The sequence below is a fragment of the Micromonospora desertarenae genome, assembly GCF_056150265.1.
In genome coordinates this window covers 301,189-315,609 of record NZ_JAXCFQ010000008.1, presented here as the reverse complement: position 1 = coordinate 315,609, position 14,421 = coordinate 301,189, and the positions used below count along the sequence as shown (strand labels likewise).

At 74.3% G+C, this 14,421-nt stretch carries 11 protein-coding genes; 6 read left to right on the top strand and 5 right to left on the bottom strand.

The features are described 5' to 3' along the window. The coding region (locus tag SM577_RS19205) for an IniB N-terminal domain-containing protein (RefSeq protein WP_474580582.1) at nt 1–337 on the bottom strand (337 nt) is incomplete at its 3' end. A 243-nt stretch (nt 338–580) separates the two neighbouring features. On the opposite strand from SM577_RS19205, the gene SM577_RS19200 reads away from it, so the two are divergent. Then, on the top strand, nt 581–1,327 hold the full coding sequence (locus SM577_RS19200) for a hypothetical protein (protein ID WP_302919714.1): 747 nt from the start codon (nt 581–583) through the stop codon (nt 1,325–1,327). A 153-nt stretch (nt 1,328–1,480) separates the two neighbouring features. Here SM577_RS19200 and SM577_RS19195 read toward each other — a convergent pair whose 3' ends face one another. Together SM577_RS19195 and SM577_RS19190 are read right to left on the bottom strand one after the other, a co-directional pair. Beyond that, nucleotides 1,481–3,784 (bottom strand): M64 family metallopeptidase, encoded by a 2,304-nt coding sequence (locus SM577_RS19195; RefSeq protein ID WP_474587570.1) that lies wholly within the window; start codon nt 3,782–3,784, stop codon nt 1,481–1,483. Nucleotides 3,785–3,920: 136 nt separating this feature from the next. Continuing rightward, complete coding sequence (locus tag SM577_RS19190; RefSeq protein ID WP_302919712.1) at nt 3,921–4,403, bottom strand: hypothetical protein; 483 nt, start codon at nt 4,401–4,403, stop codon at nt 3,921–3,923. Between the two features lie 236 nt (nt 4,404–4,639). On the opposite strand from SM577_RS19190, the gene SM577_RS19185 reads away from it, so the two are divergent. The 4 genes from SM577_RS19185 (at nt 4,640) to SM577_RS19170 (ending at nt 10,301) form a co-directional block, all read left to right on the top strand. Then, entirely contained in the window at nt 4,640–6,298 is a 1,659-nt protein-coding gene (locus tag SM577_RS19185; RefSeq protein ID WP_302919711.1) for a purple acid phosphatase family protein, read from the top strand. Between the two features lie 70 nt (nt 6,299–6,368). Continuing rightward, entirely contained in the window at nt 6,369–7,031 is a 663-nt protein-coding gene (locus SM577_RS19180) for a hypothetical protein (protein WP_474587569.1), read from the top strand. Continuing rightward, nucleotides 7,028–7,945: a nickel/cobalt transporter gene (locus SM577_RS19175; protein ID WP_474587568.1), complete on the top strand. Its 918-nt coding sequence runs from the start codon at nt 7,028–7,030 to the stop codon at nt 7,943–7,945. Before SM577_RS19180 ends, SM577_RS19175 begins: the two co-directional genes overlap by 4 nt. Nucleotides 7,946–8,261: 316 nt before the next feature. After that, nucleotides 8,262–10,301, top strand: a complete 2,040-nt coding sequence (locus SM577_RS19170) for an outer membrane protein assembly factor BamB family protein (RefSeq protein WP_474587567.1) — start codon at nt 8,262–8,264, stop codon at nt 10,299–10,301. Between the two features lie 103 nt (nt 10,302–10,404). Here SM577_RS19170 and SM577_RS19165 read toward each other — a convergent pair whose 3' ends face one another. After that, the gene (locus tag SM577_RS19165) at nt 10,405–10,563 is read right to left on the bottom strand and encodes a hypothetical protein (RefSeq protein WP_474587566.1); all 159 of its coding nucleotides are present in this window, start codon (nt 10,561–10,563) and stop codon (nt 10,405–10,407) included. A 183-nt stretch (nt 10,564–10,746) separates the two neighbouring features. On the opposite strand from SM577_RS19165, the gene SM577_RS19160 reads away from it, so the two are divergent. Beyond that, nucleotides 10,747–13,014, top strand: coding sequence for a hypothetical protein (locus tag SM577_RS19160; protein ID WP_474587565.1), 2,268 nt, complete (start codon nt 10,747–10,749; stop codon nt 13,012–13,014). A 118-nt stretch (nt 13,015–13,132) separates the two neighbouring features. Here SM577_RS19160 and SM577_RS19155 read toward each other — a convergent pair whose 3' ends face one another. Then, the gene (locus SM577_RS19155; protein WP_474580590.1) at nt 13,133–14,401 is read right to left on the bottom strand and encodes a Gfo/Idh/MocA family protein; all 1,269 of its coding nucleotides are present in this window, start codon (nt 14,399–14,401) and stop codon (nt 13,133–13,135) included. Nucleotides 14,402–14,421: the final 20 nt, after the last annotated feature.

Here is a 14,421-nt window from a genome sequence, read left to right as displayed (position 1 = left end):
TGCTGAGGCCGCCGGGGCCGATGCCGAGGCCGATGCCGGGCAGGACGGTGGCGCCGATGCCGACGGCGGTGGGGTCGACGGCGATGGCGCCGAGGACGCTCGGGGTGAGGCCGTGGACGGGGGCGTAGTCGACCACGAGGGGGACGACGTCCTGCACGTCGGCGGCGGTGATGTCGTGCAGACCGGCGGCCCGCAACGCGCCCTCCGGGTCGAGGTCGAACGCCGACCGCGCATCGGGGTCGGCGAGCAGGTTCAGCACGAAGTCCTGCACGGACGCGTGCCCGTCCACGGCCACACTCTGCTGCGAATCCACCCGCACGCTCTGCTGCGTTTCCATCTGGCTACTCCTCGGACCTAGGCGATCGGACGTCGGCGGCAACGGTATGGCCGGCGACGCCCGGCGGGCATCGGGGACGAGCCCGCAACCCTGCCCGCCGGATTAGGGCACCCACCCGGCCGGACGTTAGGGGCCGGGGGGACCGGCACCCCGCTCCGATCCCGGGGCCCCACCCCCGTCCACCGCCGGACCCCGGGGGTTCCCCCCGGGTGTCGGCCCCGCCGAGGCGGGTACCCGGCGCGCGTGGCCGAACTGCTGGAGGACGGGGACATCTACTTCCTCTACCGCCCCCGCGTGGCGGAGGAGCACGTCGACTCGCTCGACGAGGTGCAGCGGCTGCTGGTGGTGCTGCACCCGTGGCAGGGCCGGCACCTGCGACTGCTCGTGGTCGGGCGCAAGCGTCTGCCGGGTATCGACGAGCACGACCGGTTCTGGGCGTTCGTCGACGAGGTGGTGGCACGGCCGGAACAGTTGCACGGGACGCTGCGGGCGCGCCGGTACCCGACGAGGACCCGGGGCGAGCGGGAGCAGCCGGCGACCCGCCCCGCGGCGGAGGGGGCGTACGTGATCGCCCGGCACGACGACCACACGCACCTGGCGTACCAGCTGGAACTGCCGCTGCACACCGGCCCGGCGCAGCACGGGCTCAGCATCGAGCCGGAGGCGAGCTACATCGTCACGGTGAAGAACCCCGAGGCGCCCTCCCCGCCCGGGGTCGGGCTGCGCGGAGGCCGGAAGGCCGAGCTGCCCGCCGCACTGCGGGCGACGTTCCACGGCCGGCGCTTCGCCCCGCTCGACCCGCCCACCTTCCTCGACCACCCCGGGACCGAGGTCGTCCTGATCGGCGCGGCCCACGACGCCTCCGCGGAGCTGCGACTCGACCTGGACGCGGAGGTCGAACGGGCGGAGCGGAGCACGATCTTCGGTGACCTGCGGATCGGCCGCCGGGAGCGCCCGGTGGCGCCGCTGTTCGAGGGTGAGTGGGCCTAGCCGCCAGTCCGCGAGCCTCGTCGGCGGCCGCCCGCGACCCGCGACCCGCCGCCGGCGGCAGGGTGCCGGCGGCGGCCGAAGCCGCGCCGGCACCCGGTCGTCCGGTGGTCGTGGAGGCCACGGGTGCGGCTCAGCGCCCCGGGCCCGGACCGGCTACAGCGCCCGGCACTGGCCCGACGCCGTGCCCCGGACGGTGTTCGGCGCACCGAGGTCGACCGGGGCCGGGCTGTTGCCCGCGCAGTGCAGCGTCGCGACGTCGTTGCCGGCGAGGATCGCCGCCGTGTCGCCGGTGACGTTGCCGGAGAGCACCAGCGGACCGTCCACCCGGGTGCCCACCGCGGTGACGTGTCCGGTGGTGCCGGTCACCGTGACCGCGCCCCGCACGGTGCTGTTCAGCAGCTCGACGGCGCTCGCGCCGGTCGCCGCCAGCGCCCCGGAGATGGTGGCGCGCTCGGCGACGAGGGCGGCCCCGGGCCGGACCACGACCGCGCCGGTCACGGTCGCCCCGCGCAGGCAGGTGACCCCGGTGCCGACCACCAGCGGGCCGGTGTGGCGTCCGGAGACGACGGTGGTGCAGGCCGGCGGCGACGGGATCAGCGTGGCCACGAAGGACCGGGGCGCGCCGATGTTGCCGACCGCGTCGATGCCCCGGTACTCGACGGTGTGCCGGCCGTAGCCGGGGGAGCGCTGGGCGAACGGTGACACCGACAGCCCGCCCGAGCCGAGGTTGCCGTAGACCAGGCCGTCCACGTCGGTGCCGGTGGCGGTGAACCGGAACGGCTCGTTGGCGTCGGTGGGCCAGCCGTAGTAGTTGTGCCACCCGTCGCCGTCCAGCCGGAACTCCGAGGTGACCTGCCCGGCGCCGTCGTCCGTGCCGGTCAGTCGCATGGTGAACGGGCCGTTGTACAGGTACTCGGTGGGCTTGCCGGGCCGGGTCGTGGCGAGCAGCGGCTCGGAGACCTGGTAGTCCACCTCGGGCCGGGTCGCGTCGACCGTCCAGGTGCGGCTCACCGACTCGCGGGTCACCGGGTCGGTGACCGTGGCGGTGAGCCGGTGGGTGCCCCGGGCCAGGCCCAGCGGCGCCAGTTCCAGGTCACCGTCGTGGCCCGGGTTGGCCACCGGCTCGCCGTCGAGGGTCCAGCTGGTGGTCGGCACCCGGTCGGTGGGCTGGGTGCTCTCCACGTACACCACGTCCCGCGCGCCGACCGGCCGGTCGGTCGCGGTCGACGCGGTGATCGCCAGTGGCCCCCCGGCGGCCGGCGTGGTCAGCGCCGTGTCGACGGTCCAGGTCCGGCGCTGGGTCAGCGCGGCCGAGTCGCGCACCGCGGGGTCGCGGACGAAGGGGGTCGGGTCGGTCACCGTGGCGGTGACGGTGTGCGTGCCGGGCGCCAGCCGCAGCGACCGCAGGTCCAGGCTGCGGGCGTTGCCGGTGCCGGGGACGGTGACGCCGTCGACCGACCAGGTGACGGCGAGTTCGTGGCCGACCGGGTGCAGGGTCTCCACCCGGACCACCCGGTCCGCGCCGATCGGTCGGTCCGCCGGCGTGCCGCCCTGCAGGATGCTCACCTTGCCGGCGATCCGCTGGGTCATCCGCTCGCGCCCGACCTGGTCGAAGTAGAAGCCCAACGACTTCATCATCGAGTGCTGGCTGGGTCGCCACACGCCCCGCTGCAGGTACAGGCCGCCCTCGTAGCGGCCGATCGTGCCGCCGGACTCGCTGGGCTCGCCGAGCCAGCGCCACCACTTGGCCCGGGTTTCGCGCATCTGCTGTTCGGTGAGCACTGTGTGGTGCACCGAGGAGGGTTCCGGCCCGGTGTAGGTGTCGCCGGCCACGCCACGGGCGTAGTAGTCGTACTCGTCCTGCAGGCCGCCCAGCGAGTGTCCCAGCTCGTGCGGGCTGATCAGCGCGGAGAGCGCGTTGCCGCCGGACGCGGTGGCGTTGGTGCCGCCCGCGCCGCCGTAGGTGCCGCTGTTGGCCAGCGCGATCAACTGCCGGTTGCCGGGGTTGGTGCCGGTCGCCAGGTTGGCGTACGTGTTGGCGGCGGCCCCGTCGACCGACAGCAGGCGCTGCACGCTGTTCGGGTTGCAGCCGCCCCAGAAGCCCATGTCCAGCACGGTGTCCCGCCGCGGGTCGGTCAGGCCGGGGTCGCAGTCCACCCCGGACTCCGCCGAGACGATCTCCACGGCGTAGACGTTGAAGTAGCTGCGGTAGGACTTGAACGGCTCGATGGTCCAGAGCGTGTTGAGGTGCTTGTCCACGTGCGACCGGAACGTGGGCAAGTCGGCCTCGGTGTAGCCGTCGCCGAGCAACACCAGGTTGAAGCGCTTGGCCGGATCCCCGGTCACCTGGATCGGCACCACCGTGGCGCTGCCCACCTCGGCGGCGGCGGCGGGTGGGGCGGCCACCAGTCCCGCCGTGACCATCGCCGCCACGCACAGCCCAGCTCTGATCTTCACCAGGTTCCCCCCTCGTGACCGGATGCGGTGCCACGATCCCGGTCGTACCGCCGCCGTGATCGCGGTCACCCGGACCGTACCCGGCGGCCGGGGTGCGGCATAACCCTTCGAGGGGCGCCGATGCGCGGACCCGCGGTCAGCGCAGCTGCGGCAGCACCGAGTCGCCGAGCCGACCGCCCGGGCGGTACACCGCGCACATCACCGTGCGGTCGCCGTCCGCCCAGGTCTGCGCGGTCGGGAGGATCGGGTAGTAGGCGAGGGTGCCGCCGTCGCGGTCCGGCCACCGCCGGTCGAAGAAGTCACCGCAGCCCCGCCAGGCGTACCCGGCCAGCCCGGGGCGGTCCCACGGCCCGTCGGGGGCCTGCAGGAAGCCGTACGCCTGGTTGTCCGCGCCGTCCTCGCACGGGACGTAGCGCACCACCACCTCGGCGGCGCGCCGGGAGTACGCCGGATCGGCGAAACACTCGCCGCCCTCGATGGTGAGGATGCCGCTGGTCTCCGCCGTGACGAAGGCGTCGGACTTCGTCAGCGGCGCGGACACCGACGGCTCGATCGCGCCGAGCGCGGCCAGGGTGCCGACGGTGGCGGCGACCGCCCAGCGGCGGGAGGGCAGGTTCATCGGGCTCCCAACTGTCGACCAGCGGCGGCGGAGATCGTAGGTGGACCGGAGTGAACGGCCGGCCACGCCCGGATGGCGGCCCGCGGCCCGGGACGTGAAGCTCCACGCCCGCGCCGGCAGTTCACCCACTGGTCAGCCGGCCGCCCATCGGTTGTCGATCACCTCTGGGTGAATGCCCGGTGGCCGCCGGCCAGCAGCCGGCGGCACAGTCCACTCGCACCGGAAAGGTGATCTCGTTGAGTGACACCAAGCGACCCTGGCTCATGGGTTCGCGGCGGGCGCGGCTGACGGCGGCCGGTGCCGCCGCCCTGCTCGTCGGCGGGTTCGCGATGACCCCGATGGCGTTCGGTGACGCCGCACCGGGCAAGTACCCGGCCGCGGAGATCCACCGGCCGTCGCCCGTCCCGGACCGCATCATGCTCACCCCCACCACCACCCCGGCCACCTCGCAGCGGGTGACCTGGCGGGCCGAGGCCAGCGCCGCGTGGGCGCAGGCCGAGATCCTGGAGGCGCCCGCCGCGCTCGGCGAGGTGGCGCCGGCCGCCGGGGCGGTCACGTCGGTCAGGGCGCTGTCCACCACGCCGGTCAACACCTCGCTGGGGTACGCCTCCACCTACCACACTGTCGAGTTCACCGGCCTGAAGCCGAACACCCGTTACACCTACCGGGTCGGCGACGGCACGAACTGGAGCGCGTGGACCGACTTCACGACCGCCGCCGCGGACTTGCAGCCGTTCTCGTTCATCTACTACGGCGACGCGCAGAACTACATCGACTCCGCGGTGCCCCGGGTCTTCCGGCAGGCGTTCGCGGACCGGCCCGAGGCCAGGCTGATCGTCAACGCCGGCGACCTCATCGACTCGGCGAACAGCGAGGAGCAGTGGGGCCAGTGGTACCAGGCCGGCGGCTTCATCGACAGCCAGATCAACAACATCTCGGTGCCGGGTAACCACGAGTACAGCGGTGGGCTCTCCACCTTCTGGCGGCCGCAGTTCCCGTACCCGGACAACGGCCCGGGCAACCCGGAGCTGAAGCAGACCGTCTACACGGTCGACTACCAGGGCGTCCGGTTCATCGGCCTGGACACCAACGTGCAGGGCAACGCCACCCTGATGGCCGCGCAGACCGCGTGGCTGGAGGGGCTGCTGAAGAACAACCCGAACAGGTGGACGGTGGTGACCTTCCACCACCCGGTCTACTCCACCGCCGCGGGCCGCAACAACCCGGTGGTACGCGCGCAGTGGGGCCCGCTGTTCGAGAAGTACGGCGTCGACCTGGTGCTGCAGGGCCACGACCACACCTATGGCCGGGGCAGCGTCAGCTCGTCCCGGCGGTCGCTGACCGTGCACGACAGCACCGTCTACGCGGTCTCCGTCTCGGGCGGCAAGATGTACGAGGTCGACGGCTCGGTCTGGACCGGCAACGGCGCGGACATCATGAGCAAGGCCCAGGACAAGCAGCTCTACCAGCTGATCGACGTCTCCGGCGACGCCATCCGCTACGAGGCCCGGTACGCCAACGGCCAGCTCCACGACGGCGTCACCATCCGCAAGAACGCGGCCGGCGAGCGGACCGTCAACGAGCTGCGCACCCCGGAGAACACCACCGGAGAGCAGGCCACGGTCGACCGGACCGTCGTCGAGACCAGAGGCAGGGTCACGGTCTCGGCGTACGGCTACGACCCGGGCGAGAAGGTGACCGTCCGCCTGCGCGACACCACCGACGGCGCCGGCGAGGACGGGGTGTTGGTCGGCTACCGGAAGGCCGACGAGCTGGGCCGCCTGGAGTACACCTTCGCGCTGCCCCCGTCGGCGAAGAAGAACAGCACCCACGTGGTCCGCCTGGAGAGCCGGACCCAGCAGATCACCAGCCCGGTCATCACCGTGACCAAGTGATCCCCGGCCGGGCGCGGCGCGGCGTCGGCACGCCGGCCGCGCCCGGCCACCCCGTACCAGGAGACGATCAGTGAGACTCCGCATCCGGCGCCCGCTCGCGGCGCTGTGCGCCGCCGTCGTGGCGCTGCTCGCCGTACCGGCCGGCCCGGCCGCCGCCCACCCCTTCGGCCCGCCGTCCACCGCGCGGATCACCGTCGACGGCCCGCACGCCACGATCACCTGGCTCGCCGCCGAGGACGACTGGGTAGCCCTCGGCCAGTCGCTCGGCGCGTTCGAGGATCCGACCCTCGGGCCGGTGGCCACCGACCTGACCGGTGAGCAGAAGCTGCAACGCTCGCGGCGGGTGCACGACTACCTGCTCGACCGGATCACCGTGCGGCAGGGCGGCGCGCGCTGCCCGGGGCGGCTCGCCACCCTCGACCGGCTGCTCAGCCGGGGCGCCCGGCTCGACTTCGACTGCCCCGGCGAGGTGGTCGACCTGGAGGTCACCCTCGCCGCACTGACCGACCTGAACGAGGCGTACCGGACCATGCTGACCAGCCAGACCGGGGCGACCCCGGGTCGTGTCCTCTTCACCGCCGCCGAGCCGACCCACCGGTTGCGGTTCACCGCAGACGCGACCGCCGGCCGGGACCGGACCGTCGCCCTGGCCGCCGCCGGCGCCGCGCTGGTCGCCGCGCTGGCCGCGTCGACCGTCGTACGGCGGCGGCGCCGGGCCCGGAGCGGGTCGTGACCGGCCTCGACCAGCGGCTGGTCGCCCTCTTCGACGGCCGCGGCGTCTTCTGGCTGGCGTTGGCGGTGGCGCTCGGCGTCGGGGCGGCGCACGCGGTCGCCCCGGGGCACGGCAAGACCATCACGGCCGCGTACCTGCTGGGCACCCGGGGCCGTTACCGCGACGCGGTCCGGCTCGGGCTGATCGTGGCGGTGATGCACACCGTCTCCGTGCTGGTGCTCGCGCTCGCCTGGGTGGGCCTGAGCGGCGCGGCGAGCCTCGCGACCGAGACGGTGACCGCCTGGATGCAGGTCGCCGCCGGGCTGCTGGTGATCGGCGTCGGCGCCCACCTGACCTGGCGCCACCTACGCGGCCACCGCCACAGCCACACCCACCACCACCACGACCACGGCCACGGCCACGGCGTTGAGCACGGCCACGACCACGGAGACGGTCATGGTCACGGGCACGACCACCGGCTGGTGTCGGCGCATGCCGGTGCCGCCGGTGACCCGCGCCGTGGCGCCGCCGGCGGCTCGCCGGCCAGCGCCGCCGGGCACCGCCACGACGAGCCGACCGGTCACCACCACGACCACGCGGTGCCCACCGATCCGTGGTCCCGGCGCGGGCTGACCGCGCTCGCCCTCTCCGGCGGGTTGCTGCCCTCGCCCTCGGCGTTCCTCGTCCTGGTCAGCGGCCTGCTCACCGGTCGTGCCGTGGACGCGCTGGTCCTGGTCCTCGCCTTCGGCGTCGGGATGGCCGCCACGCTCACCGGCGTCGGGGTGGTCACCATCCGGGGGTTCGCCCTGCTCACCGGGCGGTTCCGGCGCTGGCCGGCGGCGGCCACCGGCTGGCTGCCGGCGGTCGCCGGGGTCGCGGTGAGCATCGGCGGCTGCCTGTACCTGGTCGCCGCCCTCTCGGTCCTCTCCGCCTGAGCCGGAGCCGTCGGACGGCGCGCCCAGCGCCACCGCCGCGCTGACCGACGTGCGCCGGGGTGCGGCCGGCGACGCCGCCCCGCCGGACCACACCGATGCGCCGGGTCGCCGGCCGCCGGGCGTTGACGTCGATGCAACAGCGCCCTAGGGTCATTACGGCCCTGGCCGAATATGGTCTGCGGCTGATCATGCCACTAGCAGCTCCTCTGACAACCGGGTTTGGCTCGCCGCTCCCGGCCCATCGAGATTCCGGTTCTGACCGTTACGGCTCGGCCGCCGGCTACCCCGGTGGTCGCTGGAAGAGAAGCAGGCGCTCATGACCAATCGCCGCACGTTGCTCCGCTCCGCCGTCGCCCTCACCGCGGCGCCGGCCCTGCCCGTCGCCTGGTCCGCCGGGGCCGCGACCGCGAACCCCGCCGCGTCCGGGGTGACCGTGGACCCCTTCGGCATCCCGCTGCGCGACGTCCTGCTCATCGGTGGCACCGTCGCCCCCGGGCCGACCGGGGAGCCGGTCCTCTGGTCGGCGGTCTCCGGCGAGCCGGCCCGGCTGGCCGCTATCGACCCGGCCACCGGCCGGACCGTCTCCGCCCAGGACCTCACCGGCGCCCCCGGCTCGTACGCGGTGGCCGCCGCGCCCGACGGCACCGTCTACGTCGGCGCGTACAACACCGGCGACCTGTACCGCCGGCGACCCGGCCCGGACAGCCCGGTGGAGAACCTCGGCCGTCCGCTGCCGTCGGAGACGTACATCTGGCGGATCGCGGTCGACGACGCGGGCGTGGTCCACGGCGGCACCTTTCCCGGCGCGCGGGTCTTCGCCTACGACCCGGCCACCGGGACGACCCGCGACTACGGCCAGGTACTGCCGGGCGCCCAGTACGTCCGCAGCCTCGCGGTCACCGCCGACAAGATCTACGCCGGCACCCAGCCGGACGCCCACCTGTTCGAGATCGACAAGGTCACCGGCGAGCGGCGCGAACTGCCGTTGCCCGACGGCCTCGGCACCGGCACCGGGCAGACGGTGTACGACCTCAACGCCCACGACGGCCGGGTGTACGCGCGGTTCGGCTCGGCCACCAACGGCCGGCTCGGTGTGTACGACATCGCCGGGCAGCGGTGGACCGACCTGATCGACGACGTCGCCGGGCTGGACGTCTCCGCACCCGGGCCGGGCGGCCTGGTCTACCTCACCCGGGCCGGCCGACTCACCGGCTACCACCCGGGCACCCGCCGGTTCACCGACACCCCGCTGGTCTTCCCCGGCCGGGTGGTCAACAACCGGGGCATCGGCTGGGTGACCCTCGCCGACCGGGACTGGCCGGGTCGCACCCTGGTCGGGCTGCTCTGGCGCGGCGACATGTTCCGCTGGAACCCGGTGACCGGGCGGGCCGACGTGGTGCAGACCGACGTGCCCGGCGCGCCGATCCCGATCGCGGCGCTGCACGTCGGCCCGACCGGCACGGTCTGGGTCGGCGGTTACCTCAACGGCGGACTGGCCCGGGTGGACCCCGACACCGGCGTCTCCACCTTCCAGCGTTTCGCCCAGGTGGAGAGCGTGCTGGAGACCGGCGACCGGGTCTGGGTGGGCGCCTACCCGGACTCCCGGCTCTACCGGTACGACCCGGCGGCGCCGTGGCACAGCCCGGAGTACTCGCCCGGCCTGCCCGGCAGCGCCGACAACCCGGCGAAGCTGCTCGACCTGAAGTCCGCCGACCAGGTGCGCGCCCGCGCGCTGACCGACGCCGGCGACAAGGTGGCTTACGGCACCATGCCGAACACCACCCTCGGCGGCGTGCTGGCCATCGTGGACAAGGCCACCGGTGCGTCGCGGGTGCACCGGCCGGTGGTCACCGACCAGTCGATCGTCAGCCTGACCCACGTCAACGGCCTGCTGGTCGGCGGCACCTCCATCTCCGGCGGGTACAGCGTGCCCCCGCCCACCCAGACCGAGGCGAAGCTGTTCGGCTGGGACGTCACCGGCGACGCCAAGGTGTTCGAGTTCGTGCCGGTGCCGGGCGCGACAGCGATCCCGGCGCTGGCGGTGGACCGGACCGGGCTGCTCTGGGGCCTGGCCGGTGGCCAGCTCTTCGCCGTCGACCTGGCCAGCCGGTCGGTCGTCCAGCGCATCCAGCTCGCCCCGGGCGTGGCCGACAGCCGCGGCAAGCTCGGCTACGACGCCCCGCGCCACCTGCTGTACGCGCTGGTCCGCGGGCAGCAGGTGGTCCGGGTGGACCTGGCCACCGGCACCAGCCGGCAGGTGCTGGAGCAGCCGGCCGAGTACCTCGCCGTGCACCCGGACGGCCGGGTCTTCCTCGGCGCGGGCGAGCACCTGTACCGGCTCACCGTGACCGGCTGACCGCCCGTCCCGCGGCGATCGGCGCGGCGGAGACGCCAGACGGGCCGGCGATCCCCCCTCGGGATCGCCGGCCCGCCGTCGTGCGCACCGGGGGTGCGGAGGTCTACAGCCGGATGCGGACCAGGTCGAGGTCGGTGACGGTGCCGGGGGGCGCCTCGGCCGGCACGGCTGCCGCCGGCGCCTCGGCGTGGGCGGTGCCCGCCGGGACCGCCAGCGCGGCGGCGACCAGCGCCAGGGCCGCGGTCAGCGCGGTACGTCGCAACACGACCTCCCAGAAATTCGGTTTCGGTCAGGGCTGTAACCGCTACAGCGCACCATGTCGGGCGGCGCCGTGTCGAGGCCCGGCCCGCAAGTTCCTCATCGGTCGCGAGCATCGATCGGCGGCTCTGGAATTCCGGACGCCACCGTAATAGGGTGCCGGCATCGTCGATCGTGGAGGTCGCCCGTGCCGCCGTTCCGCCGTACCCTCGTGCCCGCCACCGTCCTGACCCTCGCCGCCGCGCTGCTGCCGGCCGCCGCTCCCGCGTCGGCCGCCCCGGCGGCGGCGACCCCCGGCACCGTCACCGACTTCGGTGTCCAGCAGACCGCGCTCACCGTCTTCGAGGCGCACTACGGCACCGGCGCCGACGGCCGGCCGGTCGTCTACGGCGTCCAGATGGGATCCCCCGGGGTGCTCAGCGTGACCGACCCGGTGACCCGGGAGCTGCTCGACACCGCGTACCTGCCCGACTCCTCCGGCGCCTGGGGGATCACCCAGTCCGGTGACGGCACGGTCTACGCCGGCAGCTACCCCAACGCCCACCTCTACTCGTACGACCCGAAGACCCGGACCACCGTGGACCTCGGCGCTCCGGTCGCCGGCCAGACAGTGCTCTACGGCCTGCGCCCGGGCGCGGACGGCCGGGTCTACGGCGGCACCTACCCGGGCGCGCACGTCTTCTCCTACGCCCCGGGCGAGGGCTTCCGCGACCACGGCCGGATGTACGCCGGCGAGCAGTACGTCGTCGACGTCGCGGTGGACCCGGCGCGCGACCTGCTCTGGGCGGCGGTCGGCACCGCCGGCCACCTGATCCGGCTCGACCTGGCCACCGGGGAGAAGCGCGACATCTGGCCGGAGGCGCTGCGCGGCGACGCGAACTACCCCTACGACATCAACCTGGTCGGCGGGAAGCTCTTCGTCAAACGCAACAAGCTGCAGGGACTGGTGCTCGACCCGGACACCGGGGCGGTGCTGGCCGACGGGTTCACCATGGGCTCGCGCGGCACCTCGCCGCTCGCGCCCGACGGCCGGTCGGTCTACTTCACCTCCGGCACCGACCTGTGGCGCTACGACCTGCCGACCGACACCGTCGGGCCGGTGCGCGACGCCGCCGGTGCGCCGGTGCGCAGCGACGGCGCGGGCATCGGGTTCGGCTTCCTCGACGGCCAGCTCTACGCGGTGATCGGCAACTACGGCGGGCAGGCGCTGCGCTACGACCCGGCCACCGGCACCAGCGAACGGTACCGGCTGCCGTTCCCGCCGCAGGCGCTGGACATCAACAACATCACCGCCGGCCCGGACGGCCGGATCTGGACCAACCTCTACATCAACGGCAACCTCGCCGTCCTCGACCCGGCCAGCGGCACGGCGACCAACGTGGGCCGGCTCGGGCAGGCCGACGGCTTCGGCTGGCACGGCGGCAAGATGTACCAGGGTGTCTACCCGTACGGCGGGGTGCTGGTGTACGACCCGGCGCGGCCGTACCAGCTCGGCACGAACCCGCGCGAGCTGTTCCGGTTGCAGCCCGAGGGCCAGAACCGGCCGATCGCCTTCGCCTCCGCCGGCAGCCGGATCTACGTCGGCAGCACCCCGGACTACGGCCTGTGGGGCGGCGCGCTCACCGTGTACGACACGGCCACCGGCGCCCGCACCACCCGCCGGAACATCGTCGCCGACCAGGGCGTGATCAGCCTGGCGGTGGTCGGTGACCGGCTCTGGGCGGGCACCACGATCGGCGGCGGCGGGGGCACCGTGCCGCGCGCCACCGAGGCGAAGGTGTTCACCGCCGACCTGGTGACCGGCGAGAAGACCGCCGAGTTCACCCCCGTGCCCGGCGCCGACGCGATCACCTCCCTGGTGGCCGGCCCGGACGGGATGCTCTGGGGCCTCGCCGACGGCGAGGTGTTCGTCCTCGACCCGGCGACCGGCGCGGTGACGCACCGCATCGACGTACCCGGCCGCTCCTCGGGGGTGGCCGACGAACTCGTGGTCAGCGCCGCCGACGAGCACGTCTACGCCGCGCTCGACGGCTACCTGCACCGGATCGATCCGCTCGCCAAGGACGTGCGGGTGATCCGGGACGCGGAGACCTACCGGCTGACCCAGGACGGCCAGGGCAACCTCTGGTTCCGCAACGGGGTCAAGGCGGCCAACGGGGCGGTCCAGTACGGCTCGCGCCTGCTGCGGTACGTGCCGGAGGTGGACGACTGCCCCCGCTCCGACCTGCGGGCCCAGGTGTACGCGGGCGGCGCGACCGGGGTGCCGAACCGGTACGCCGAGCGCGGGTGCACGGTCAACGACCTGATCCGCGACGAGGCGCCCTGGGACAGCCACGGCGCGTTCGTCGCGCACGTCGCCGCGGTCACCGACGGCCTGGTCGACGCCGGCCGGCTCAGCGGCGCCGAGCAGGACGCCATCGTGGCGGCGGCGGGCCGCTCCGACACCGGCCGCTGACCGGGCCGCCGGGGCCCGCGTCGGCCGGCCCGGCCACGGACGGAGCCCCGCCCTCCCACGACACCGGGAGGGCGGGGCTCGGCGGTTCCGGGGCAGTGCGGTGCGGGCGCCCGCCGGCTCAGCCGACCGGCACGGGTTCGGTGAGGTCGACCGGGACGCCGCCGGCCAGCCGGCTGCGTTCGGCCGCGAAGGCCATCCGGTGGCTGTCCAGCGACTCCCGCGGGCCCGACCGGACCGCTGACCGGTCGCCGGTGGCCACCGCCTCGACGAAGGCGGCCATCAGCCGCATGTCCCCACCACCGTGCCCGGAGCCGGCGTCCGCGCCGCCACCGCGGGTGTCGGTGGTGACCGTGGCGCCGGTGACGAAGTCGGTGACGCTGACCTGCTCGCCGTCGCCCTCCAGGTAGCCGTGCGTGCCCATGATCCGGGTACGCCGGTGCCCGCCCGGGGTGAAGGCGCTCATGGTCAGCGTCGCGGTCGCCCCACCGGCGAAGGAGACCGTGACGCTCTGGTGGTCGGCGACGTCGTTGCCGCCGGCGTAGACGCAGCGCCCGTACGGGCCGTCGCGGAGCGCGGCGGTCACGCCGGCCTCGGTCAGGTCGCGGGTCACCACCGACAGCGGCCACTCGTGCCGCTGCGGGTCGGCCAGGCAGTCGCGGTAGAAGCGGACGGCCGAGTACGGGCACCGGGGCTCGACCGGGCAGTCCAGGCACCCGGCCGTCGCGCCGGCCGGCCGGTTGCCCGGGTGGAAGTGGTGCAGGCCGCCGACGCTGCTGACCCGGGTGGGCGCGTCGTCCACCACGTAGCGCAGCCAGTCCAGGTCGTGGCAGCACTTGGCGAGCAGGCTGCTGGACGAGGTGTCGGCGCGGCGCCAGTTGCCGCGTACGTAGGAGTGGGCGAAGTGCCACCAGCCGACCGGCTCCAGGTGCTCCACCCCGACGATCCGGCCCAGCGCGCCCGACTCGACGTACCGCTTCACCGCGTCGGTGTAGCGGGTGTAGCGCAGCACGTGGCAGACCGCGAGCAGGACGCCGGAACGCTCCGCCGCCGCGGTGACCGCCGTGCACTCGGCCTCGGTCGGCGCGATCGGCTTCTCCAGCAGCACGTGGTAGCCGAGTTCGGCGAAGCGGGCGGCCGGTTCGGCGTGCTCGCGGTCGGGGGTGGCCAGCACCACCGCGTCGGCCAGCCGGGGCCGGGCGGCCAGCGCCTGCCAGGAGTCGAACCGGGCGGCCGCCGGCACCCGGTGGGCGTCGGCGAGCGCGGCGCGGTGCGCGTCCCGGGGGTCGGCGACGGCGACCACCGATGCCCGGTCGGGGGAGCGCAGTGCGTAGCCGGCGTAGGTGCTGCCGCGGTTGCCCGCGCCGACGATGGCCAGGGAAACGGTCATCGGTGTCCTTCACTTATTAC

What these genes read in the sequence shown, in the direction of transcription:
- SM577_RS19190 (WP_302919712.1), bottom strand. Translation starts at nt 4,403, where the DNA reads ATGAACCTGCCCTCCCGCCGCTGGGCGGTCGCCGCCACCGTCGGCACC.
- SM577_RS19170 (WP_474587567.1), top strand. Translation starts at nt 8,262, where the DNA reads ATGACCAATCGCCGCACGTTGCTCCGCTCCGCCGTCGCCCTCACCGCG.
- SM577_RS19155 (WP_474580590.1), bottom strand. Translation starts at nt 14,401, where the DNA reads ATGACCGTTTCCCTGGCCATCGTCGGCGCGGGCAACCGCGGCAGCACC.